This window comes from Aliivibrio fischeri, from assembly GCA_038993745.2.
GTDB lineage: Bacteria > Pseudomonadota > Gammaproteobacteria > Enterobacterales > Vibrionaceae > Aliivibrio > Aliivibrio fischeri_B.
Genome location: CP160629.1, coordinates 2,127,554 through 2,152,925, shown reverse-complemented (window position 1 = coordinate 2,152,925; position 25,372 = coordinate 2,127,554). Strand labels below are relative to the sequence as shown.

General features: G+C 40.3%; 23 protein-coding genes and 1 pseudogene. 23 read left to right on the top strand and 1 reads right to left on the bottom strand.

Annotation, left to right across the window (positions count from 1 at the left end):
* The first annotated feature begins 1 nt into the window (after nt 1).
* From flgL to AAFX60_010390, 3 genes are all read left to right on the top strand, one after another.
* Nucleotides 2-1,195, top strand: coding sequence for a flagellar hook-associated protein FlgL (gene flgL / locus AAFX60_010400; protein ID XDF77119.1), 1,194 nt, complete (start codon nt 2-4; stop codon nt 1,193-1,195).
* A gap of 608 nt (nt 1,196-1,803) precedes the next feature.
* Complete coding sequence (locus tag AAFX60_010395; GenBank protein XDF77118.1) at nt 1,804-2,943, top strand: flagellin; 1,140 nt, start codon at nt 1,804-1,806, stop codon at nt 2,941-2,943.
* 318 nt (nt 2,944-3,261) lie between these two features.
* Nucleotides 3,262-4,395 carry a flagellin gene (locus tag AAFX60_010390; GenBank protein XDF77117.1) on the top strand — a complete coding sequence of 378 codons (1,134 nt, stop codon included), beginning with the start codon at nt 3,262-3,264 and terminating at the stop codon, nt 4,393-4,395.
* Here the strand turns inward: AAFX60_010390 and AAFX60_010385 are convergent.
* On the bottom strand, nt 4,378-4,527 hold the full coding sequence (locus AAFX60_010385) for a hypothetical protein (protein XDF77116.1): 150 nt from the start codon (nt 4,525-4,527) through the stop codon (nt 4,378-4,380). The two genes, AAFX60_010390 and AAFX60_010385, sit on opposite strands and share 18 nt — an antisense overlap.
* A 290-nt stretch (nt 4,528-4,817) precedes the next feature.
* Between AAFX60_010385 and AAFX60_010380 the strand changes: the two genes are divergently transcribed.
* The 20 genes and pseudogenes from AAFX60_010380 (at nt 4,818) to fliM (ending at nt 25,362) form a co-directional block, all read left to right on the top strand.
* The gene (locus tag AAFX60_010380) at nt 4,818-5,951 is read left to right on the top strand and encodes a flagellin (protein XDF77115.1); all 1,134 of its coding nucleotides are present in this window, start codon (nt 4,818-4,820) and stop codon (nt 5,949-5,951) included.
* A 395-nt stretch (nt 5,952-6,346) separates the two neighbouring features.
* Complete coding sequence (locus AAFX60_010375) at nt 6,347-7,474, top strand: flagellin (GenBank protein XDF77114.1); 1,128 nt, start codon at nt 6,347-6,349, stop codon at nt 7,472-7,474.
* A gap of 245 nt (nt 7,475-7,719) precedes the next feature.
* Nucleotides 7,720-8,856 (top strand): flagellin, encoded by a 1,137-nt coding sequence (locus AAFX60_010370; protein ID XDF77113.1) that lies wholly within the window; start codon nt 7,720-7,722, stop codon nt 8,854-8,856.
* Nucleotides 8,857-8,979: 123 nt separating this feature from the next.
* Nucleotides 8,980-9,399 carry a flagellar protein FlaG gene (gene flaG / locus AAFX60_010365; protein ID XDF77112.1) on the top strand — a complete coding sequence of 140 codons (420 nt, stop codon included), beginning with the start codon at nt 8,980-8,982 and terminating at the stop codon, nt 9,397-9,399.
* 24 nt (nt 9,400-9,423) lie between these two features.
* Nucleotides 9,424-11,394, top strand: a complete 1,971-nt coding sequence (gene fliD, locus AAFX60_010360; protein XDF77111.1) for a flagellar filament capping protein FliD — start codon at nt 9,424-9,426, stop codon at nt 11,392-11,394.
* Between the two features lie 31 nt (nt 11,395-11,425).
* Entirely contained in the window at nt 11,426-11,716 is a 291-nt protein-coding gene (locus AAFX60_010355) for a hypothetical protein (GenBank protein XDF77110.1), read from the top strand.
* A 15-nt stretch (nt 11,717-11,731) separates the two neighbouring features.
* Entirely contained in the window at nt 11,732-12,142 is a 411-nt protein-coding gene (gene fliS / locus AAFX60_010350) for a flagellar export chaperone FliS (protein ID XDF77109.1), read from the top strand.
* A 188-nt stretch (nt 12,143-12,330) separates the two neighbouring features.
* A pseudogene (locus AAFX60_010345) lies at nt 12,331-13,811 on the top strand (sigma-54 dependent transcriptional regulator).
* A gap of 158 nt (nt 13,812-13,969) precedes the next feature.
* The gene (locus AAFX60_010340) at nt 13,970-15,031 is read left to right on the top strand and encodes an ATP-binding protein (protein XDF77108.1); all 1,062 of its coding nucleotides are present in this window, start codon (nt 13,970-13,972) and stop codon (nt 15,029-15,031) included.
* A 3-nt stretch (nt 15,032-15,034) separates the two neighbouring features.
* Nucleotides 15,035-16,468: a sigma-54 dependent transcriptional regulator gene (locus tag AAFX60_010335; protein ID XDF77107.1), complete on the top strand. Its 1,434-nt coding sequence runs from the start codon at nt 15,035-15,037 to the stop codon at nt 16,466-16,468.
* Nucleotides 16,469-16,568: 100 nt separating this feature from the next.
* A complete protein-coding gene (fliE, locus tag AAFX60_010330; GenBank protein XDF77106.1) occupies nt 16,569-16,880 on the top strand; it encodes a flagellar hook-basal body complex protein FliE in 312 nt (103 codons plus the stop codon).
* A gap of 17 nt (nt 16,881-16,897) precedes the next feature.
* The gene (fliF, locus tag AAFX60_010325) at nt 16,898-18,631 is read left to right on the top strand and encodes a flagellar basal-body MS-ring/collar protein FliF (GenBank protein XDF77105.1); all 1,734 of its coding nucleotides are present in this window, start codon (nt 16,898-16,900) and stop codon (nt 18,629-18,631) included.
* A complete protein-coding gene (gene fliG, locus AAFX60_010320) occupies nt 18,624-19,676 on the top strand; it encodes a flagellar motor switch protein FliG (protein ID XDF77104.1) in 1,053 nt (350 codons plus the stop codon). The genes fliF and fliG overlap by 8 nt, the downstream gene beginning before the upstream one ends.
* 103 nt (nt 19,677-19,779) lie before the next feature.
* Nucleotides 19,780-20,577, top strand: a complete 798-nt coding sequence (gene fliH, locus AAFX60_010315; GenBank protein ID XDF77103.1) for a flagellar assembly protein FliH — start codon at nt 19,780-19,782, stop codon at nt 20,575-20,577.
* Complete coding sequence (gene fliI / locus AAFX60_010310) at nt 20,577-21,896, top strand: flagellar protein export ATPase FliI (GenBank protein ID XDF77102.1); 1,320 nt, start codon at nt 20,577-20,579, stop codon at nt 21,894-21,896. Before fliH ends, fliI begins: the two co-directional genes overlap by 1 nt.
* 69 nt (nt 21,897-21,965) lie before the next feature.
* Nucleotides 21,966-22,349 (top strand): flagellar export protein FliJ, encoded by a 384-nt coding sequence (gene fliJ / locus AAFX60_010305; GenBank protein XDF78923.1) that lies wholly within the window; start codon nt 21,966-21,968, stop codon nt 22,347-22,349.
* Nucleotides 22,350-22,520: 171 nt separating this feature from the next.
* Complete coding sequence (locus AAFX60_010300) at nt 22,521-22,814, top strand: hypothetical protein (protein ID XDF77101.1); 294 nt, start codon at nt 22,521-22,523, stop codon at nt 22,812-22,814.
* A 17-nt stretch (nt 22,815-22,831) separates the two neighbouring features.
* Nucleotides 22,832-23,770 carry a flagellar hook-length control protein FliK gene (locus tag AAFX60_010295; GenBank protein ID XDF77100.1) on the top strand — a complete coding sequence of 313 codons (939 nt, stop codon included), beginning with the start codon at nt 22,832-22,834 and terminating at the stop codon, nt 23,768-23,770.
* A gap of 64 nt (nt 23,771-23,834) precedes the next feature.
* The gene (fliL, locus tag AAFX60_010290) at nt 23,835-24,320 is read left to right on the top strand and encodes a flagellar basal body-associated protein FliL (GenBank protein ID XDF77099.1); all 486 of its coding nucleotides are present in this window, start codon (nt 23,835-23,837) and stop codon (nt 24,318-24,320) included.
* 7 nt (nt 24,321-24,327) lie between these two features.
* Nucleotides 24,328-25,362, top strand: a complete 1,035-nt coding sequence (fliM, locus tag AAFX60_010285; protein ID XDF77098.1) for a flagellar motor switch protein FliM — start codon at nt 24,328-24,330, stop codon at nt 25,360-25,362.
* Nucleotides 25,363-25,372 lie beyond the last annotated feature (10 nt).

Sequence of the window (25,372 nt, the reverse complement as noted above, 5' to 3'; positions counted from 1 at the left end):
TATGTTAAATCGTATTTCAAGCTTTCATAATTACCAAGCGGTGCAAAATGATATTTCGCGCCAAGAAGCGAAAGTGCATCACAACAGTGCACAATTAGCATCAGGTAAAAAGCTATTAACTGCAGGTGATGATCCCGTTGCAGCGTTATATGCTCAAAACCTAACTCAAAAGAAAGAAGAGTTACGCCAATATACAGATACGATTACATTGGCACGTAACCGTTTAGAGCGCCATGAAGTTGCGATTGCGAATGCCGAGCAGTTTGCGGATGATGCAAAACGCAGCGTAATGGAAATGATCAATGGTTCATTAGCACCAGAAGATCGCTATGCTCATGCACAAGACTTAAAAGGTATCGCAAGTAACTTCTTGAATCTGACTAACATGTTAGATGAATCAGGAAACTACTTATTTTCTGGTACGAAACCGAAAACACAGCCGTTTTTTAAAGCCAATGACGGCACTGTTGCTTATGCTGGTGATGAATATCAACGTAAGTTAAAGGTATCCGGTTCAATTGAAGTTGCGGTAAATGACGCTGGTAGCAAACTGTTCACTGAAATTAAAAATCCATTTGGTGATTATGATCCTCAGTATGCTTTGCAAGAAGGGTCTGAATTGTTGTTATCACAAGCAACAAATACAAATTATACCGACCCTGCAACGTATGAAGTGAGTTTTAGTGCTTCGGCAAACGGTCAATATAATTACCAATTATCAAAAGATGGTAGTGTGGTTAAAAATGCTCAATTTGATCCATCAGAAGGGATTAAATATGAAGGTGTTGATATCCAGATCCGTGGCCAATTAAAGTCAGGTGATGTGATCACTCTTGAGCCAAAGAAAACCATTAGTATCTTTGATTCATTTAAGAAAGCGTCTGAATTAGCGTTAAATGATGTAGCTGATGCATCAACAACAGCAGAACTTCAGCAAGTAACCGATGAATTTCATGCTGCATTTATTCATTTAAGCCAAGCACGAGCTGAAGTGGGTACAAGACAAAATACGTTAGATCAACAAGAACAACAGCATCAAGATTTTGATTTAACCTTGTCGAAGTCATTAAGTTCAATTGAAGATTTAGATTACGCACAAGCCGTAATCGAATTTAATGAAAATACACGAGCACTCCAAGCATCTCAACAAGCGTTTGGTAAAGTAAAAGACATTACTTTATTTAATTACGTGTAAATACCACCATTAAATAAAATAGAGAGCCTAGCAGTGATGTTAGGCTTTTTTATTTCTATAACCAATTGAATTATCAATATATTGCATGGGAAATGCCTTGCCGCTCTGTTTGTTTTTTTGCCGCTTTTTAGTAGCAGATAAATAGTCGTTTATTCATTGAGGCAAAGGTGAAAAAAAGCGGCAAACCCTATTGTTCATTAAGCGGCAAAAATATTTTTCATTCTTATTTTTTCTATCAAAAGTGGAAAAATAAAGAATGCGACCATTTTGTAAGTTGTTGTTATTTAGTGCTTTTTATTTATTTTTGCTTATATTGAAGCATTTATTTAAAAAACTGGCACACCTTATGCTAATTAATAACTATGACTGAGAAGCTCACAGTTTGCCAATGGTAAATAGTGGCATAGCAGTTGCAGAGTAGAGTTGAAGGCTTTGCTTTTGTATGTCGGTCATTAATGTGCATATTTTTCTCATCTTGGCATGGGAATTGATATGTAAATTACATGGCACAGAATAACTATTGGCTGATTGTGGCTGATATAAATTTAAATATTTCTGAATAGAGCAGAAATGAGTTTTCGTGAAAGCGAAGCCAAAGGAGAGCAACGATGGCTGTAAATGTAAATACTAACGTATCTGCGATGACTGCGCAGCGTTACCTAAACAACGCAACAAATGACCTAAACAACTCAATGGAGCGTTTATCGTCAGGTACTAAAATCAACAGCGCAAAAGATGACGCTGCTGGTCTACAAATTTCTAACCGCTTAACAGCACAGACTCGTGGTCTTGATGTTGCTATGCGTAACGCGAACGATGGTATCTCTATCGCTCAAACTGCTGAAGGTGCGATGAACGAATCGACTAACATCCTTCAACGTATGCGTGATTTATCACTACAAGCGGCAAACGGTTCTAACTCAGACCAAGATCGTGCTTCTATCCAAGAAGAAGTTCACGCACTATCTGATGAACTAAACCGTATCGCAGAGACAACATCATTCGGTGGTCGTCGTCTTCTTAACGGTCAATTCGGTGAGTCAGCATTCCAAATCGGTGCTAACGCTGGTGAAGCAATCCTAATCAAGTTACCGTCAGTTCGTGCTGATGATGACAGCATGGGTGGCCAACGTTTCGTTTCTGAAAACGGCAAGAGTGCATCTTGGAACGTAGAACCTGGTAAGAATGACATGAAACTAGAATTCACTACTAAGAAAGGTGAAGCAGTTTCTATCGATATCAGTGCTAAAGCTGGTGACGACATCGAAGAGTTAGCAACATACATCAACGGTCAATCAGACAAGATCTCTGCATCTGTTGGTGATGAAGGTAAACTTCAACTGTTTGTTGCTGAACCATCAATCGAAGGTGAGCTATCAATCACTGGTAATCTTGCAACTGAACTTGGCCTAGAAAGTGGTCTTGGTTCTAAAGCAACGGTTGATAAACTAGACGTAACGTCTGTAGGTGATGCACAAGTGTCTATCGGTGTTATCGATTCAGCTCTTGCTTACATCGACCGTGAGCGTGCTGATTTAGGTGCTAAACAAAACCGTCTAGGTCACAGCATCAACAACTTGTCAAACATTCAAGAGAATGTGTCTGCTTCTAACAGCCGAATCAAAGATACTGATTTTGCTAAAGAAACAACAAACATGACAAAAGCACAAATCCTTCAGCAGTCTAGTACTTCTATTCTTGCTCAAGCGAAACAGTTACCAAACGCTGCACTAACTTTACTGCAGTAATTGAGTAACTAACAACAGTCATATGAATGAACAAGAGGTGCTCTCATCTCTCATCAACCTCTTGTTCACTTGATTGTTGTGCAAGCTATAGGTAACTGGTTTTTTGTGTTCTTCTCACAGATCTCCTCATAAAAAACCAACCTAGCTTTATGCCCCTTAATTGGGGCTACCCTTCAAAATACATCTTTTTTCTCATATCCCATTTTTCGTTCATTCATGATTGAATCTATTTCATCAATAGCTGTACTTTTTATTATTTAAGCTTTAGGTTTTTGTGCCGTTATAACTATTAAGATGAAAATAAATTAAGAGATTGTTATGTCTGTAACGGTAAACACCAATGTGTCTGCAATGACGGCACAGCGATATTTAAATCAAGCAACAGAACACCTAAACCAATCAATGGAACGCCTTTCGTCAGGTAAAAGAATTAATAGTGCGAAAGATGATGCGGCTGGTTTGCAAATATCAAATCGTTTGAAATCTCAAATGAGTGGTTTGGATGTGGCGGTTCGTAATGCGAATGACGGTATTTCAATTGCACAAACAGCAGAAGGTGCAATGAATGAAAGTACTAATATTTTGCAACGTATGCGCGATTTAGCACTACAGTCTTCTAATGGTTCCAATACGTTACAAGACAGAGAGGCAATTCAAGAAGAAGCGGATGCGCTTAACGATGAATTAAATCGTATTGCAGAAACCACTTCTTTTGGTGGCCGACGTTTATTGAATGGTCAGTTTGGAACCTCAACATTTCAGATTGGTGCCAATGCAGGTGAAGCCGTTCAACTTACTTTAGGTAGCATGCGATCTGATACACTTGCCATGGGCGGTTTTCATTACACATCGCAAAATCAATTAAACAAAGGTTGGACAGTACCAGAAGGTGGTCAAACGCTTACTATGTCATTTAATGATGAAAATGGTGAGGCTCAAGAAATTACGATTGAAGCTAAAGCGGGTGATGATATTGAGGAATTGGCAACGTATATCAATAGCCAGAACGATACCGTTCAAGCTTCTGTTGATGAAAATGGTCAATTACAGTTATTTACTGCAGGTGATTTAGTCTCAAGTGCGGTGACATTTGGAGGATCACTCTCTGCTGAGTTAGCCATTGGTGGTGCTGTATTTGATACTGTTAATGATTTAGACCTAACGAGTGTTGGTGGCTCACAACGCGCTATTGCGACCTTAGATGCAGCAATGGGGTTTGTTGATAAAGAACGAGCAACATTAGGCGCTTTTCAAAACCGCTTTGACCATGCTATTAATAACTTGAATAATATTCATGAAAATGTTGCCGCTTCAAACAGTCGTATTGAAGATACAGATTTTGCTAAAGAAACAGTTGAGATGATGAAAGCTCAAATCTTACAGCAAGTAAGCTCAACGGTACTGGCACAAGCAAAACAAGCACCAGATATTGCTTTAAAACTGCTTGGTTAATTTATACCAATCGACATAACTATTTTTTAAACCAGCAACGATTGCTGGTTTTTTTTCGTCTAAAGAAAATAAAGTAGCTAAAGCTAAAGCTAAAGCTAAAGCTAAAGCTAAATAAATAAAGAAATAAGGCATTAAATCTAAAGGAAGAGGCGGCGAAACCCCTTCTGTATCAAGGAACTGGCTAATACTTGGTCAAAAGCAAAAAAACTTTAGCTATTTTTTAGTCAATTGTAAAAAACTTTGAAGCACGATCATAGTTCATAAAGTAATCACCTATTTTATAAATAAATCGATAAAGGTTTATTTTTAACCGTCGTTAAGTTAAGTATCAGGCACTAATAGCAATCAATTTAGTGTCGAATAATAAAGCTCAGTTTTCCGAACTACGGAAAACAATCGGAAAACTAAACGGAGATACCACTATGTCGATTACAGTAAATACTAACGTATCAGCAATGACAGCTCAGCGTTACTTGAACAATGCAACGGATGGCGTGAATCAATCAATGGAACGTCTATCTTCTGGCTTTAAGATTAACAGCGCAAAAGATGATGCTGCAGGCCTACAGATTTCAAACCGTTTGACGTCACAATCTCGTGGCTTAGATGTAGCTGTACGTAATGCAAACGATGGTATTTCAATTGCACAAACAGCTGAAGGTGCAATGAATGAGTCAACAAACATCTTACAACGTATGCGTGACTTATCACTACAATCAGCAAACGGTTCAAATACAACTGCTGACCGTGAAGCGATTCAACAAGAAGTCGGTGCGCTTAATGATGAGCTGAACCGTATTGCTGAAACAACCTCTTTCGGTGGTTCTCGTCTTCTTAATGGTCAATTTGGTACTAAATCATTCCAAATTGGTGCGGATTCAGGTGAAGCGGTAATGCTTAGCCTTAACAACATGCGTTCAGACTCTGCATCAATGGGCGGAACAAGCTATAAAGCAGAAACGGCACTGGGTGGTGATTGGGCTGTAAATGCTGAGAAATCAGAATTGACTGTTTCTTATGTAAACCGTGCTGGTGAAGAGAAAGAGTTAACGATTAATGCTAAGTCTGGTGATGATATTGAGCAAGTAGCGACTTACATTAATGGTCAAACCGATGCGATCAATGCGTCAGTATCAGAAAATGGTGAGCTACAAATTGTAACCTCTAACGATAAAGTTCAAGGTGAAGTTAAATTTGGTGGTTCATTAGCTGGTGAACTGAATATGGGTGCAGCACAAGCTGAGACGGTTAAGAGCATAGACGTAACTACGGTAGGTGGTTCTCAGAAGGCTGTGGCTATTCTTGATGCAGCAATGCAATTTGTTGATTCAAACCGTGCTGACTTAGGTGCATTCCAAAACCGCTTTAGTCATGCAATAAACAACTTAGATAACATTAATGAAAATGTTTCAGCATCTAATAGCCGAATTAAAGATGTAGACTTTGCTAAAGAAACAACAGAGATGACGAAATCTCAGATTCTTCAACAAGCAAGTTCTTCTATTTTAGCTCAAGCTAAGCAAGCGCCTAACGCTGCTCTTGGTCTATTACGCTAATTTTTTAGAAGATTTAAACAACTTCTAAGGTAATAGTGCTCTCACACTATGCCAAAGCCGGGGCTTGCCTCGGCTTTTTTTGTTTATAAAACCATCAATAAATATCTATTTCCCTCTAAATTGGGTGATTTTCCTCACATTTTATCTGGGATTTAAATTATTTTCGTTTTTTTTGCATTTTTCTCTAAAGAGTTTCCGATTGCGAGCGATAACTTAATTACAAGGCACAGCGACTAAGAAAAAGCTGAAAAATTCTTAAAAAAGAAAAGCTTAAAAAATTAAAAGTTTTTCTAAAGTAATTTGAAAGTAGGTCGCTAAGTTAAGTATCAACGATGAACAATACGGTTACCGGTCCAGGAGCGGAGTGATTCGGAACCAAAGTGGAGAAATAAATTATGTCTATCAATGTAAACACAAACGTATCAGCAATGACAGCACAGCGTTACCTAAGCAACGCAACTAACGACCTAAACAGCTCAATGGAGCGTTTGTCTTCAGGTCTTAAAATTAACAGTGCTAAAGATGATGCAGCGGGTCTACAAATTTCAAACCGTCTAACGTCTCAAACTCGTGGTTTAGATGTTGCTGTTCGAAATGCAAATGATGGTATCTCAATGGCGCAAACTGCTGAAGGTGCGATGAACGAAACAACGAACATCCTTCAACGTATGCGTGATTTATCACTTCAATCAGCGAACGGTTCAAATACACATGCAGACCGTACAGCGATTCAAGAAGAAGTGGTTGCTTTGAATGACGAATTAAACCGTATTGCAGAAACAACATCGTTCGGTGGCTCACGTCTACTTAACGGCCAATTCGGTACTAAATCTTTCCAAATCGGTTCAGATTCAGGTGAAGCTGTAATGCTTACTCTGAACAACATGCGCTCTGATACAACAGCGATGGGTGGTTCAACTTACTCAGCGACTGAAGGTAAAGACTCAAACTGGAAAGTAGATGCTGAAAATACAGAATTAACAATGAACTTTGTTGATAGCAAAGGTGAAGAACAAAACATCACTATCAATGCAAAAGCTGGTGACGATATTGAAGAAGTAGCAACTTACATCAATGGTCAAAGCGATGCTGTAAACGCTTCTGTAACTGAAGACGGCAAATTACAAATTTTTGCAGCAGCAGATGCAACTGATATTGAATTCAGTGGTTCATTAAGCAACGAACTGGGTATGGGTAATAAAGTATCTGACACAGTTAAGAGCATCGATGTAACAACCGTTGGTGGTTCACAAAAAGCAGTAGCAATTCTTGATTCAGCAATGCAATACGTTGATTCAAACCGTGCTGATTTAGGTGCTTTCCAAAACCGTTTCAACCACGCTATTAACAACTTAGAAAACATTAACGAGAACGTGAATGCGTCTAACAGCCAAATCAAAGATGTTGATTTTGCTAAAGAAACGACAGCAATGACGAAATCTCAAATCCTGCAACAAGCGAGCTCGTCTATCCTTGCTCAAGCTAAGCAGGCACCAAATGCAGCATTAGGCCTGTTGGGCTAATCAGCATAGTAAACACTTGTGAGAATGTGAGCTTATGCCATCTGCAAAGTTCAATCCCAACAGGTTATAAGTGAGTCTGACTTACTTTATAAAAATTAAACTTAGGCTATCTCGGCGATGTATTTTGTAGAGGTGAGAGTCTACAAAGTATATAGAGATACGCTTTTAAATATATGTGAGAAACAATGGCTGGGGCGGAGGATGAGACCAAACCACCATTGCACTTTCCCTTAGGAGATCTATTTATGTCTATTACAGTAAATACTAACGTATCAGCAATGACTGCACAGCGTTACTTAAACAGCGCAACTGACGGCGTTAACCAATCTATGGAACGTCTATCATCTGGTAGCAAAATCAACAGTGCTAAAGATGACGCAGCTGGTCTACAAATCTCTAACCGTCTAAACACGCAAACTCGTGGTCTAGACGTAGCGGTTCGTAACGCAAACGACGGCATCTCTATGATGCAAACTGCTGAAGGCGCAATGAAAGAGACTTCAAACATCCTTTCTCGTGTACGTGACCTAGCACTGCAATCGTCAAATGGTTCAAACACTGACGCTGACCGTCAAGCGATCCAACAAGAAGTTACGGCTCTTTCTGACGAAATGAACCGTATCGCTGAAACAACTTCTTTCGGTGGCACACGTCTACTTAACGGTAACTTCGGTACTAAATCTTTCCAAGTTGGTGCTGATTCAGGTGAAGCAGTAATGCTTACTCTAAACAACCTACGTGCAGACGAAGCAAACATGGGTGGTAAAACATTCACAGCTTCTGAAGGTGTTGCTGCTGGTTGGACTGCTGGTAAAGACGCAAACATGACTATCACAATCGCTGATAAGAATGGTGAAGAGCAATCTATCGAAATCAACGCTAAAGCTGGCGACGATATCGAAGAAGTTGCAACATACATCAACGGTCAAACTGACAAAGTTAGCGCTTCTGTTGGCGAAGATGGCAAACTACAAGTATTCGCAGCTAAAGACGTTGCAGATGGCGAAATCAGCTTCTCTGGTGCTCTAGCTAAAGAAACTGGTATGGCTGATGCTGAAGTTGCAAACAAAACTGTTGGCAACATCGACGTAACTACAGTTGCTGGTTCTCAAAATGCAGTAGCAGTTGTTGACGCAGCAATGAAATTTGTTGATAGCCACCGTTCTGAGCTAGGTGCTGCTCAAAACCGTATGGGTCACACAATCAGCAACTTAGACAACATTAACGAAAACGTTTCTGCTTCTAAGAGCCAAATCAAAGACGTTGATTTCGCGAAAGAAACAACAGAAATGACTAAGTCTCAAATCCTACAGCAAGCAAGTTCTTCTATCCTTGCTCAAGCTAAGCAAGCGCCAAACGCTGCTCTAGGTCTATTACGTTAATCGTTGATTAATTGATAATACTAAAATAGGTAGGTGGGCGGCTTCATCGTCTACCCACTTACTGAAATATGACAGCAGGACCGCTCCTCTTGCTGTCTTTTTTCGTATTAGGAGGAAAATACTATGGATTCATCATTTGTATCTTCAACAATCCACTCCACACCCCCTTCAAATAACGGCACGCAAATTGCTAGTTCTAATGTGCAACCAACATCATCTGTTTATGTAGATAACAAAGCATCGCTCATTGAAGGCACAGAACCTTTAACTGCTAGCGAAGCCATTGTTGCAGAAGCAGAACAAAAGCTTGAAACGAAAAAGAAAGAAGCACTTCATAAAGCAGTAGAAGAGCTTAATGAATACGTTAAAAGCATGGATCGAGGATTATCGTTTCGCCTAGATGAAGAGTCAGGGCGGCAGGTTATTACCGTTTTTGAAGTCAGCAGCGGTGATATCATTCGACAAATTCCCGATGAAAAGATGTTGGAAGTTGCTAGAGATTTAGCTGCCAGTGCATCTGGATTGATAGCTGAGAGGATTTAAACCGTTAATTGAGGAAAGCGATTCATGAGTGTTAGCCCGATGGGGATGGGTGGTGGCCTAGATATTAATTCTATGGTGAGCAAAATAGTTGAAAGCGAGCGCTTACCTAAGCAGCAGCGCATCGACCGTGAACGTTCAGACATAGATACTAATATTAGTGGTTACGGCCGTCTGCAAGAATCATTAGATACCATGAAGAATCTTATGACGACTTTCCGTCAAGACGACACATTTGCATCGAGAACTATCTCAAGTAGTGATGAAGATGTAGTTAGTGCTACGGCGAGCCCTGATGCACTTGCTGGTCGTTATACTATTGACGTTTTACAACTTGCTCAAGCTCAAAAGCTAGCATCGTCTCCTATTCGTGATGATGCTAAATTTGGCCCAGGTAAATTAGAAATATCGCTAGGTAAGAAATCATTTACTATCGATGTTGTCGGCCAAAATAATAAAATTACTGACATTTTAAAACAGATTAACAGTGCACCTTCAAACCCAGGTGTGCAAGCTTCTATCGTAAAAGACGATGGTGGCTCTCGTTTAATTCTCGCATCTGATAAGCCAGGCGAAAGTAATAAAGTTAAAATTGAAGTTGATGCAAAATACAATAACCAATTGCATCGATTTGCGTTTAACCCTGACTTTGATCCAACGGTATCAACGAAGTTTGATATTCCAACATTGCTTCAATATCAGCAAGTGCCTGAAGTTGCCGCTCAACAAGTTCGTGAGCCAATTACAGAGCAAGAAGTACCAGAGCTGAGTGACGAAGAAAAATACGCTTACTTTAAACCTTTGATTGATTATGCCAATCGTGAATTAGCTCGTGAAGAAAAAGCAGCTAAAGAAATCATGATGCAGCAAGAAGCAACAGCGGCATTAGCGACGTTAGAAGATCCAACCGATCCAACATCTGGCATGTCAGGGTGGAGTGAGCGTACTGCAGGAACGCTGCAAGCGGCACTTCCAAATGAAGATGAAAAGATTGAATTAGCTAAAGCGGCAAAGCAAGGCGATCAAGATGCAGCTGAAGCGCTTGCAGAAATTGGACAAACGCCAGATACGGTTTTCCAAGCTGCTGGTATTACTTATGAAGCGCCTCAGAAAGAAGCACCGAAAAAAGAAATTGTTGATATAGCAAAAGAAAAAGTAGAAAAACTGCCGCCAACAATTAAAGAAATAGCAAAAGAAAAATTAGAACCGATTGAAAAGGTTGTGGAGACAATTAAACCAGAAGGCCCACGCAAACCTTTATATTCTGGTCTTCAGGAAGTTCAATCGGCAAGTAGTGCGAAAGTGGTCTTGGATGGTGTTGCAAGAATAAGCAGTGACACCAATGTAATTCAAGACGCGGTTCAAGGTGTTGATATCACTTTAAAAGGTACAACAGCAGAAGCAAGCAAACGCATCGATTTAGATGTGCAGTTTGATAGAGATACTGTAAAAGCAGCTATCGAACAATTTGTAAATACTTACAATCAGTTCTATGAAACCACCAAAGCATTAAGTGGCTTTGATCCGGCAACAGGTCAAAGTGGTCCACTTGCCGGAGATAGTGTCGTACGTTCGGCTGAGTCTCGCTTAAAATCTGTATTTGTAGCGCCAGTTGAATCGGCTCCTACAGGAATAAAAACACTGATAGAGCTTGGTATTTCAACGACTCGACAAGGTACTCTTGAAATCAATCAATCCATGTTAGATCGTCAATTGAATGAAAATTTCAGTCAGTTGCATACCTTTTTTGGTGGTTCAAAAGGTTTTGCTAAAAAGGTTGAAGACGTTATTCAAAGCATGACTGGGGTGAGTGGTCCAATTCGTACACGAATGAATACGATGCGAGATCAAAACTATCGCCTTAATGATCAGCAGGTGGATTTAGATCGCCGAATGGAAAGTCTTCAAGAGCGTACGCGTAATAAATTTGCCAATATGCAAGATGTAACCGGAAAAATGAAAGCGCAGTTATCAGGTATGATGAATGCGCTGGGTTAATGCAACCTTGTTACTGGTATAGAGGTTACCGATGGAATTACTAAAGCAATTAGAAGTATTAGACCAAGAGTTGCAAAAACAATATCGTAGTGAAGATATTAATTTTGAGCAATTGGCTACTTTTTTAGCAAATCGGGAACAACTCTTGCATGCATGTATGCAAGCGTCAGAAATAGTGGCATCCACTGAATGGCAACTCGCAATTGCACGAACCCAACTCATTGTTGAAGAGATGACAGAGTTAGGGCAGCAATTTGCACTTGATTATCAAAAACTGAATCATGCGAAGAAATCGGTTCAGTTGTATAGAAAATTTCAATAAAACTGAGGAAATACGATGAGAGGTTCACTACAGGCATATAAAAAGGTATCAATTGATAGCCAATTAAGTGCTGCATCACCTCATAAGGTAATTCAAATGCTGATGGCTGGAGCTATTGAGCGTTTAATCCAAGGTAAAGCTGCCATGGAGCAAGGCAACACACCAGTTAAAGGCGAGCGTCTTGGCAAGGCATTAGACATCGTGATCAGTCTACGTTCATGTCTATCAATGGACGATGGTGGTGAAATTGCAAGTAACCTAGATTCTTTATACGATTTTATGATCCGCCAAATTTCACACGCTAACCAAAATAATGATGGTCAGGCTATTGATGATGTCGTAGAAATGCTACGTGAAATCAAATCAGCTTGGGACCAAATTCCTGCAGAATTTCATAATCTTACCGCAGATCAAGTTGGTATCTAATTAAATCGATTTTATAAATCAAATTTATTTTTCGATTTTTATACTAACCTCTCATTTACAACATGACTGTCGATAAGTAGACAGTCATAGTTGCCTTATTTTTCTTATGCTATAATATGTGGGCAATATTTCGTTGCTGTTCAATGAATAGACCACATAAATCAAAGAATTAAGGCATATCCACATCTATGCAAGGTTTAGCAAAGACTCTTATTATTGAAGATGATGCTCAGAGCCGTCATAATCTTAAGGTGATCCTTGAGTTTATCGGTGAACATTGTCATGCCATTTCAGCTTCAGAATTGTCTACTTTTGAGTGGAGTGAGCCATGGAGTGCTTGTTTTTTAGGTCAAGTTTCTGACCAAGCGCTGAAAGATATAATTAAAAGTTCATTAGTTGTACATAATCATATTCCAGTCATTATGCTTGCGGGGGCTATGCATGATGTTGAGGAATTGACAAACTATGTCGGTGAACTGAATCAACCAGTTAATTATCCTCAATTAACCGATGCGTTACGTCATTGCCAAGAATTTATGGGTCGTCGTGGGTTAGAAGTACCTCACCTAGGCCGTAAAAATACGTTATTCCGTAGTATGGTTGGACAAAGTACCGCTATTAGTACTGTTCGCCATTTAATTGAACAAGTTTCAGGTACAGAAGCAAGTGTATTAGTTCTGGGTGAATCGGGGACGGGTAAAGAAGTAGTTGCACGTAATTTGCACTACCATTCACCACGCCGTAAAGGACCATTTGTTCCGGTTAACTGTGGGGCTATCCACCAGATCTTCTAGAAAGTGAACTGTTTGGCCATGAGAAAGGGGCGTTTACTGGTGCAATTACTGCCCGTAAAGGTCGCTTTGAACTTGCGCAAGGCGGTACGTTATTTTTAGATGAAATTGGTGATATGCCAATGCCGATGCAGGTGAAATTACTTCGTGTTCTTCAAGAGCGTTGTTTTGAGCGTGTAGGCGGCAATCAAAGTATTCGTGCAGATGTTCGTATTGTTGCTGCGACGCACCGTAATTTAGATGAGATGATAGAGAAAGGCACATTCCGTGAAGATCTGTATTATCGTTTAAATGTTTTCCCAATTGAAATGCCAGCATTACGTGAACGTAAGCAAGATATTCCTTTGTTGCTGCAAGAGTTATTAGCAAGAATGGAAGCTGAAGGCAGCACACGCGTACGACTAACTCCTCGTGCCGTTAACTCGTTAATGGAACACCATTGGCCTGGTAACGTACGTGAATTAGCAAACTTAATTGAGCGTTTGATGATCTTATTCCCTGGGGAATCGGTGGACGTAAATCACTTACCAACGAAGTATCGTTATAGTGATATTCCAGAGTTCCAACCTGAGAATTACAATCAGCAATCAATTGAAGAGCAAGAACAAGCGGCATTAGCTGACATGTTTGCTAACTTTAGTGATGGTGGTATTCCTCAACAAGGAATGCAAAACGCAGGACCAACATCGAATGATTTACCTGAAGATGGTTTAAATCTGAAAGAGATGTTAGCTGAAGTTGAAGTTAATATGATATGCCAAGCACTTGAAGCACAAAATGGTGTTGTTGCGCGAGCAGCTGACATGCTAGGTATGCGTCGTACTACTCTTGTTGAGAAAATGCGTAAATATAATTTAAATAAAGATGATATGCGTTAATACTCTTTAGTCAAAAAGAGATAACGTTTCACTAATTTAAATGACAAAAATTTGACCGTCAAGCTTACATGTGTAGTGTAAGTTATTGATAATAAATACCAAAAGGGCTGGCATGTAAAATGCATCAGCCCTTTTGTTGTTTTGGCGGGAATAAAATTATGCAGGGTAATTCTGAGGGTGAATTAAACTCACCTCTTGGCACAGTAGAAGAGCAAAATACACGATATAAGCAAGTGCTAGATGTTATGCCAGCTGGTGTTATTTTACTTGATACACAAGGTATGGTGTGTGAAGTCAATCCAGAAGCAATTAAGCTTTTAGGTCTACCTCTATTGGGAGAGCGTTGGTTTGAAGTCATTCAACGATCGTTTGATCCAAGAGAAGATGATGGTCATGAGATCTCATTGCGTAATGGACGCAAAGTTCGATTGGCAATTTCGGCATCAGAAACAGGTCAACTAATACTGATCACTGATCTGACTGAAACGCGTTTATTGCAATCTCGTGTGAGTGATCTTCAACGACTATCTTCATTAGGTAAGATGGTTGCATCGCTAGCTCACCAAGTGAGAACACCGCTGTCGAGTGCGATGTTGTACGCCTCAAACTTAGGATCACCAAATTTACCAGCCGCAACACATAAACGTTTTCAAACCAAATTGGTTGATCGCCTTCATGATCTAGAAAAGCAAGTGAATGACATGCTTCTCTTTGCTAAAGGCGGTGATAATAAAGTTGTTAAGCCATTCACAATAGGTGACTTGGTTGCTGAATATCGTCCAATGGTTGAAACCGCTCTGCAATCAAATCAAGTCGATTACTACTTAGAAGTCGAACATGAAGATACAGTGCTAATGGGCAACGCCAATGCCATTGCTAGCGCTATTAGTAATTTGATCATGAATGCCATTCAAGTGATAGGGAAGGGATGTCAAATAGACGTCTTTTTCAGACCTGTGAATGGGTTTTTAAAAATATCGGTGCAAGATAATGGCCCCGGTATACCACTAGAGTTACAAGACAAAATAATGGAACCATTTTTTACTACTCGCTCTCAAGGTACAGGTCTTGGTCTTGCGGTTGTGCAAATGGTTTGTCGAGCTCATAAAGGACAACTTGAATTGTATTCAGAACCGGATGATGGCGCATGTTTTACCATGTCAATTCCACTATCAGCAACCCCAACAGACAGCCTAGCTCAAACAGAATCTGGAGAATAAATCATGGCACAAAGCAAAGTATTAATTGTCGAGGATGATGAAGGTTTACGTGAAGCCTTGATCGACACGCTAGAGTTAGCTGGTTACGAGTGGGTAGAAGCCGATAGCGCAGAAACAGCGTTACTTATTTTGAAGAAAGAGCCCGTTGATATTGTTGTTTCTGATGTTCAAATGGCAGGCATGGGTGGATTGGCTTTATTGCGCAGTATTAAATTGAATTGGCCGAATCTTCCGGTTCTTTTAATGACGGCTTACGCCAATATTGAAGATGCGGTTTCTGCAATGAAAGACGGTGCTATTGATTATATGGCTAAGCCATTTGCACCAGAAGTATTACTGAATATGGTCAGTCGTTATGCACCAGTGAAAACTGAGCAAACGGGTGATGCTATCGTTGCTGATGAAAAGAGTCTTAAGCTACTTAAATTAGCTGATAAAGTCGCACGTACAGACGCTAACGTGATGGTGCTTGGTCCTAGTGGTTCAGGTAAAGAAGTCATGTCACGCTACATCCACAATAATTCACAACGAAGTGAAGGCCCATTTGTTGCCATTAACTGTGCCGCTATTCCTGACAACATGTTAGAAGCTACATTATTTGGTTATGAAAAAGGTGCCTTTACGGGGGCTGTTCAAGCCTGTCCGGGTAAATTTGAACAAGCTCAAGGTGGTACTATTTTACTGGATGAGATCAGTGAAATGGATCTTAACCTACAAGCTAAGTTACTGCGTGTATTGCAAGAACGTGAAGTTGAACGTTTAGGTGGTCGTAAGAGCATTAAGTTGGATGTACGTATCTTAGCAACCAGTAACCGTGATCTGAAAAAGTACGTCGAAGAAGGCAACTTCCGTGAAGATTTATATTACCGCTTAAACGTATTCCCAATTGCATGGCCGCCATTGAAAGATCGTAAAGGTGATATTGCACCGATAGCTCAACACTTAGTAGAGCGTCACTGTCAAAAACAAGGTTTACCAGTTCCTAGTTTTAGTGCAGAAGCGACTCAAAAACTAGAAGCATACCCATGGCCGGGTAACGTTCGTGAATTAGATAACGTAGTTCAGCGTGCGCTTATTCTTGCAGAAGAACATACGATCACTGCGGATGATGTTTTATTAGAAGGGGTTGATTGGGCGGATGCGGACGGCTTACAACAAGTAGTCAGTGGTGAAGCGCCAACAATTAGACCTGAGCAACAAGTACCGTCAATAAACGAGACAGCTGCACCAGCAACATCTGAAGAAAGTGAGGTTTTGGTTGCATCTAGTGGGTTAGGTGGTGAACTTCGAGAGCAAGAATTTATCATTATCCTTGAAACCATAAAAGCCTGTGATGGGAAGCGAAAAGATGTCGCTGAAAAACTAGGTATTAGCCCAAGAACGTTACGTTACAAGCTAGCGAAGATGCGTGATGCTGGAATAGATATCCCAAGTTAAAACAATGAGTTATCGTTATTGATATATTGGTATGTAAATTGCTTTATATACTTCGGGTCGTAAAATTAAGTCAAGAAGTTGACTGGGTCGGAGAATAGAAATGAAAATCGGTGGTTTACAGGACGAGATGCAAGCAATGATGCTTGACGCGTCAAATACAACGCGTCAAGTAACAGGAAAAGAAGTCGGTGCGGACTTCAGTGCAATGTTTGCGAAAGCCGTCAATAACGTAAATGGATTACAAAAGGCATCAAGTGATTTAGCAGTGCGTTTTGACAGAGGTGATGAAGGGGTTTCATTATCAGACGTTATGATTGCACGAAATAAATCAAGCGTTGCATTTGATGCCACAATTCAAGTGCGCAATAAGCTAGTTGATGCTTATAAAGCACTGATGAATATGCCAGTCTAATTTCTAGGAATTAAAGCGTGTCGGAAGAGAACAAAAACACGAACTTAGCCGTATCGGATGATATGCCAACAGGCGGTGCTATGGCACTGGATAGCTCTGTTGACGTACAAAATCCAGATGTTGATGAGCAAAGTTCTTCAAAATTAGATTCAGCTTTGGGTAATCTTGACTTATTACGTCAGGTTATCCTCGTATTATCTGTTTCTATTTGTGTGGCGTTAATTGTCATGCTTTTCTTTTGGGTTCAAGAACCAGAGATGCGTCCGCTTGGAGTTTATGAAACAGATGAACTAATTCAAGTGCTTGATCATCTTGATGCTCAAAAAGCAGAATACAAACTAGATGGTAATACCATTTTAGTTCCCGCCTCTGAATTCAGTAAAATGAATCTTGATTTGTCTCGCGCAGGCTTAAATAAAGCCGTTGGTGAGGGAGATGATATTTTATTGCAAGATATGGGCTTTGGGGTTTCACAGCGTTTAGAGCAAGAGCGTTTAAAACTAAGTCGTGAACGCCAATTAGCAAGTACATTTGAGCAAATGAGACCAATTCGTAAAGCTCAAGTATTACTCGCAATGCCAAAACAGAGCGTATTTGTTCGTCATAATCAAGAAGCGTCAGCAACGGTATTCTTGACCATGCGAATGGGTGCAATGCTAAAACAAGAAGAAGTAGATTCGATTGTTGATATGGTTGCAAGTGCGGTTCCAGGAATGAAACCAACACGTGTTACCGTAACGGATCAGCATGGTCGTCTTCTTAGCTCTGGTACGCAAGATCCGATGGCAATGGCTCATCGAAAAGAGCAAGAGTTAGAGCGCAAACAAGAGCAATCTTTACGAGATAAAATTGACGCAATCCTTATTCCTATTTTGGGTTTAGGTAACTATACCGCTCAAGTGGATGTGTCTATGGATTTCAGTGCGGTTGAGCAAACTCGTAAGCAATTTGATCCTCAAACGGCATCTACTCGAAGTGAATACACGTTAGAAGATTATAACAACGGTAATGTGATTGCTGGTGTCCCTGGTGCGCTAAGTAACCAACCACCGGTAGATTCTGCTATCCCTCAAGATATCGCAGAATTAAAAGATGGTTCGGTATTAGGTCAAGGTTCAGTTCATAAAGAAGCAACGCGAAACTTTGAACTTGATACAACAATCAGTCACGAACGTAAACAAACAGGAACCGTAGCTCGACAAACGGTATCTGTTGCCGTTAAAGAGCGTCAAAGCGTTAACCCTGAAACAGGTGAAGTAACATATACACCAATTTCAGCAGCAGAATTAGATAAGATCCGTCAAATCATTATTGGTAGTGTTGGTCTAAATGAACAACGTGGTGATTTACTGAATGTACTGAGCGTGAAGTTTGCTATTGAAGAGCAACCAATTGCGATTGATGTGCCAATTTGGGAAAATCCTAACTTTAATGATTGGGTTAAATGGCTTGCTGGTGCCTTGGTTATTATCGCTGTTATTCTTGTTCTTGTTCGTCCAGCAATGAATAAATTACTGTTCCCTAACCAAGCAGAAGATGAAGCATTGGCAAATGCAGAACGTAATGCTGAAGGTGAGATGGGCTTAATTGGCAGTGATTTAGATGGAGATGGATTCGAGTTTGGCTCGGGCATCGATCTTCCTAATTTGCATAAAGACGAAGATTTATTGAAAGCGGTTCGTGCACTAGTAGCAAATGAACCGGAATTAGCAGCACAAGTAGTTCGAAACTGGGTATCTGAAAATGGCTAATGAAATTGTAGAAGCAGGAAATAAAGAAGAAGAAACACCAGAATTTGATCTTTCTTCATTATCAGGCTCAGAGCGTGCAGCGATTTTATTGCTAAGTTTAAGTGAAGAAGATGCGGCAAGTATTATTCGTCACTTAGAACCAAAGCAAGTTCAAAAAGTAGGTGCAGCAATGGCAACCGTATCTGACTTAAATCAGATCAAAGTGTCAGCGATTCACCGTGCGTTCTTAGAAGATATTCAGAAATACACTAGCATTGGTATGGGCAGCGAAGACTTTATGCGTAACGCATTAGTTGCTGCTCTTGGTGAAGATAAAGCGAATAACCTAGTAGATCAAATTCTACTAGGTAGCGGTTCTAAAGGCCTGGATTCATTGAAATGGATGGATCCTCGTCAAGTGGCAAGCATCATTATGAATGAGCACCCGCAGATCCAAACCATCGTATTATCTTACTTAGATCCGGACCAATCAGCGGAGATTTTATCTCAATTCCCTGAACGTGTTCGTCTTGATTTAATGATGCGTATTGCGCACCTTGAAGAAGTTCAACCATCAGCACTTGCTGAATTGAACGAAATCATGGAGAAACAATTCGCAGGTCAATCTGGTGCTCAAGCTGCGAAAATTGGCGGCCTGAAAGCAGCGGCAGAAATCATGAACTACCTAGATAACAGCATTGAAGGTATGTTGATGGATCAAATCCGTGACCAAGATGAAGAGACAGCAACTCAGATTCAAGATCTTATGTTTGTATTTGAAAACCTTATCGATGTACAAGACCAAGGTATTCAAATGCTATTGCGTGATGTTCCACAAGAAGTTCTGCAAAAAGCACTTAAAGGTGCTGATGATGCACTTAAAGAGAAAATGTTTAAGTGTATGTCGAAACGTGCAGCTGAACTTATGCGTGATGATCTTGAAGCTATGGGTCCAGTCCGTGTTGCAGACGTTGAAGCCGCCCAGAAAGAAATTCTGGCAGTGGCACGTCGAATGGCAGATTCTGGTGATCTAATGCTTTCTGGCGGTGCGGATGAATTCGTATAATACGTTTTCATTTCATTGAGTTATAATTAAACGGCTATTTCATAATTAGATTGAAATAGCCGTTATTCTTTCTAAATCTTCTTCTTTTTTACGGGTTATCATCATGAGTATTAGCAAAAAACGTGGCTTTATCCGCATTACCGATGAGAGTGAACTACAAAAAACCAATATTTGGGAGTCCCCAGATTACTCTGATCCAAATAAGCCTGCTCGTGAAACTGCTTTTAATTACGATCCAAGTTGGACTCCATCGCTTCCAAAAGAAGAAGAGCCAGAAGAATTTGTTTTAACAGAAGAAATTATTGAACAAATTAAGCAAGGCGCTTACAACGAAGGCTTAATGGAAGGCCAAGAGTTTGGCTACAAAGAAGGTTTAGAAAAAGGTCAAGCGGAAGGCTTTGAAGCAGGGAAACCTGAAGGTTATCAAGTTGGTTATGATGAAGGGATTGCAGCTGGCCAAGCTGAAATTCAAGAACGTATTCAACAGTTAATTGCTATGGCTGATAAGTTTGCTGAGCCATTAGCATTGCTTGATTCTCAAGTTGAAAAACAATTAATTGATATGGTGTTAGCACTGACTAAAGAAGTGGTTCACGTAGAAGTAAAAACAAACCCTCAAGTTATTTTAGATACAGTTCGAGAGTCTGTAGAAACACTGCCTGTTACAGAGCGTGAAATTAATATTGCGTTGAATCCAGAAGATCACCAACGTGTCATCGACGCATACGGTGAGGAAGCATTAGCACAAAAGCAGTGGACATTAACCGCAGAGCCGTCGATGAATTTGGGGGATATTAATATTCAAGCTTCTGATTCAAAAGTGAGTTATTTGCTAGAAGAACGAATTAAGAGCGTACTGAACAAATTCTGTGGTGTGAACCGTCATCAAGGAAATCAGTAATGTTGCCATTATCTGAACGTTTATCTCAATATAAAACCACAGGCTTAACCACTCGCGCTATTGCCTCAGGTAAATTAGTGCGTGTTGTTGGTTTAACACTTGAAGCAACAGGTTGTCGAGCGCCTATTGGTAGTTCCTGTTTGGTCGAAACCGTAAATGGTGTGATTGAAGCCGAAGTTGTTGGCTTTTCTGGTGAAAACTTATTTTTAATGCCAAGTGAACAAGTTTCAGGCGTATTACCTGGCGCTAAAGTCACTCCAATCGCCGATGGCAGTGGTATTCCAGTTGGTATGGAATTACTTGGTCGTGTGGTTGATGGGGTTGGTAATCCTATTGATGGTCTTGGTGAACTTTATACTGAACATACCGCATCATTTACTTCTGAGCCAATTAACCCATTATCACGAAAGCCTATTTCAGAGCCGCTTGATGTTGGTTTAAAAGCAATTAACGGCTTATTGACTGTGGGTAAAGGTCAGCGTTTAGGCTTATTCGCTGGTTCCGGTGTTGGTAAATCGGTAACACTGGGCATGATGACTCGTGGTACAACAGCACAAGTGGTTGTGGTTGGCTTAATTGGTGAACGTGGACGTGAAGTTAAAGAGTTCATTGAAGAAATTTTAGGCCCTGAAGGTCGTCAGCGCTCTGTTGTGGTTGCCGCTCCTGCCGATGCATCTGCATTGATGCGATTAAAAGGGTGTCAAACCGCATTAACCATTGCTGAGTATTTCCGCGATCAAGGCTTAGACGTTTTACTATTAATGGATTCGTTAACACGTTTTGCTCAAGCACAGCGTGAAATTGCCTTATCTGTTGGTGAGCCACCAGCAACCAAAGGTTATCCGCCTTCTGTATTTGCAAAATTACCGGCATTGGTTGAACGAGCGGGTAATGGTAATGAAAATCAAGGTTCTATTACGGCATTCTTTACCGTATTAACCGAAGGGGATGATTTACAAGATCCTATTGCTGATGCTTCACGTGCGATTTTGGATGGACACATTGTATTGTCTCGTGAAATGGCTGATGCCGGACATTACCCTGCTATCGATGTAGAGAAATCAGTCAGTCGTGTTATGCCACAAATCACCGACGAAGAACATATGCTTATGTCTAAAGCGGTGAGACAAGTGTTGTCTACTTGCCGTAAAAACCAAGACTTGGTGTCGATTGGGGCGTATAAACCGGGTACTGATCCTGCTATTGATCAAGCGTTTACGTTAAAACCAAGATTAGACGAATATTTACAGCAGCGTATGAAAGAAAGTGTTCCATACGATATGTGTAAAAACATGCTTAAAATGTTGCTTAGTGGCTAAGGCATAATAAATGACAAGTACTTTTGATTTTTTATTAGAGCAAGCCAAGAAAGAGAAAACCAAGCGGTGATGGCGCTGAACAAAGCCAAAGCTGAATTGGAAGACTTTTATGAGCAAGTAAAGCAGATTGAAAAATACCGTCTTGATTATTGTAATCAATTATTGCAGCGTGGTCAGCAAGGGTTAACTGCAAGCCAATATGGCCATTTAAATAAGTTTTTGGTTCAGTTGGATGAAACATTGACCAAGCAAAAAAGTGCAGAATCCCATTTCACATCACAAGTGGATAATTGCCAAACCTATTGGCAAGAGACTCGTAAGCAGCGACGATCTTATGAGTGGATGATGGATAAGAAAAAAGCAGAGCGACAAAAAATGCTGGATAAGCAAGAGCAAAAAATGATGGATGAGTTCTCAACCCTTCAATTTGCTCGCCGAAGTAAAACTGAATAATCATATTGAGTGATTGCTTCAAGGTTTTCTCAATTCATCAGCATTTTCCCTTCATAATCTTTCAAGTTCTTATTGAATAATAAAAGTGGCTTAATATTTGCTTTAAAATAAGCAAAGCTGAGCCACTATCGTGCTCGTCAAAAAATCCACACTCAATGTAGAGAACATGCTATGAGCAGTCATGACTTATCATTAAACGGTATTAATAAAACCGCGCCTGTAAAGCCAGATACTAAAACGGCTGCTGTAGATAAACCAGAATCTGAAGGCTTTATTGAAGAGCTAAAAGAGGTAATGGGATTAAAGGAAAAAGACGACGCCAAAAAACAACGGTTGATGAGAAAGGCGATGTTGAAAAAGGCGAAGCGAGCGAAAAATCGAAAGAGTCTGAATCTGTTGATGAAACAAAAGAAGAAACAACAGAGGACAAAGTTAGCCAAGGTTCTGAATTATTATCTCGTCTAGACCAAGCGAATAGCACGTTGGTTGATAAAAAAGATGAAAGTAAAAAAGCTTTAGGTGAAGAAGAGTCATCTGATGAATCAGAATCATCAGATTCGAGCGATGCTGAAATGTTGCTTACTCAAGCAAGTATTGCCGCTGAAGGCGAGAAAAACAGCAGCAAAACCGTAGCTGAAAAAACAGATCCATTAAAAGAAATTCAATGGGGAAGTAGTGCTAAATCGTCAACTCAAGTAGAGGGCGAAACGCAAAGCAAAGGTGAAGCCGCAGGCAATAAAGAATCAACCAAGGAATTATTAACGTCAACTGCACTGATTGGTAAGGCAGAAGCTGAAGCCGGAAAGTTAGCAGAGGCGAAAAAAGCAAAAATGGATATCTCAGCACTTGGTATGACTCAAGTTGCTAATGGTGAAGCGGTTAATTTAACTGAATCTAAAACCACAGATACCTTTGCACAACAATTAGCACATGCGTCAGGTACGACGGCCACTCAACAAGCGGCAGCCGTTCAAGCGCAACGTACAGATCCTATGAATGTGCCTTTGAATATTCGCCAAGAAATGGTGAGTGATGAAGTGGCAGAGCGCATTAATATGATGATGGCAAAAAACCTGAAGCATGTAGATATACGCTTAGATCCACCAGAAATGGGACGCATGCATATTCGATTGAATATGGGGGCAGATAGTGCCGGTGTGCAATTTACGGTTTCGAACCAACACGCAAGAGATGCGATAGAACAATCATTGCCACGTTTACGTGAAATGTTTGCTCAACAAGGGATCCAATTGGCCGATACATCGGTACAGCAACAAAGTTCTGGTGATTCTTCACAATATGCTTATCAAAAAGAAGAGCACAGTAACCGTGGTTCTGGCTTTAGTGAAGAATCTTCAGAAGAGCGTGAAATTAGTGTTCAAGTATCAAAACCAAATGATGGCATCAGTTTTTACGCATAAACACAATAATACAAATTAGCGACATTAAAATAAAAATTAATAAGTTATTTAAAGAGGAATGAGAATGGCTGAACAAGGTGATGTGCCTAAAGGTAAGAAGAAACTAATGATCATTATTGCATTAGTTGCTTTATTGCTGATTGGTGGAGGCGTTGCTGCTTGGTTCTTTATGTCAAGCGAGCCAGCACCAGAACCAACAGAGCAAGATATTGCCGCTTTAGAAGCGAATATGCCAGCACTGTATTTAAATTTACCTCAGCCATTTATCTTTAATGTGACCGGAGATAAACGTGATCGCTTAGTACAGTTAAAAGTACAAGTCATGATGCGTGGTACGGATAATGAAGCGGTTGCTAAACAGCATACTCCGCTTATTGAGAGTGCTTTATTATCGACATTTGCAGCTGCAACCGTTGAACAGTTAAGAGAACCACGTGGCCGAATTGAGCTACGTGAGCAAGCGACACGTGATATCCAAGATGCCTTTACTAAAATTACAGCTAAGCCTGTAGTTGAAAAAGTATTATTTACCGACTTTGTAATGCAATAGGTTTAATGTGACAGATCTACTATCCCAAGACGAAATTGATGCTCTACTCCACGGTGTAGATGATGTAGAAGATGATGTTGTCGGTAATGATGACAATGTAGGCTCGATGAAGAGCTTTGATTTCTCATCACAAGACCGAATCGTTCGTGGTCGAATGCCAACACTGGAATTGATTAACGAGCGCTTTGCACGCCATATGCGTATTAGCTTATTTAATATGTTAAGAAAAACCGCTGAAGTATCGATTAACGGTGTTTCAATGGTGAAGTTTGGTGAGTATCAAAATACCTTATATGTACCAACTAGTTTAAACATGGTGCGTTTCCGTCCACTTAAAGGTACCGCTTTGGTGACGATGGAAGCTCGATTAGTGTTTATTTTGGTTGAGAACTTCTTTGGTGGTGACGGTCGTTTCCACGCTAAGATTGAAGGTCGTGAATTTACCCCAACTGAACGTCGTATCATTCAATTATTGCTAAAAGTGATTTTTGAAGATTACAAAGAAGCATGGTCACCAGTTATGGGCGTTGAGTTTGAGTACCTTGACTCAGAAGTTAACCCAACCATGGCAAACATCGTGAGCCCGACAGAGGTTATCGTTGTAAGTTCATTCCATATTGAAGTGGATGGCGGTGGTGGTGATTTCCACGTTGTTTTCCCATATTCAATGGTTGAACCTATTCGTGAGTTACTGGATGCCGGTGTACAAAGTGACAAGATGGACACTGATGTTCGTTGGAGCAAGGCATTGCGTGACGAAATCATGGATGTTCCAGTTGAAATGAAAGTGAATCTATTAGAAAGCCAAATCTCATTACGCGATCTAATGGAGCTGGAAGCTGGCGATATCATCCCAGTAGAAATGCCAGAAGCAGCAACCGTATTTGTAGAAGACCTACCAACTTACCGCGGTAAAGTCGGTCAATCTAACGACAAATTAGCAATACAGATTACTGAGAAAATCAAGCGCCCAGATATGGTGAAAACGGACTTAGCCTTCTTAGGCAAAGACGTATTGTTTGATTTAGATGATGAAGAATAAGAAACAGAGA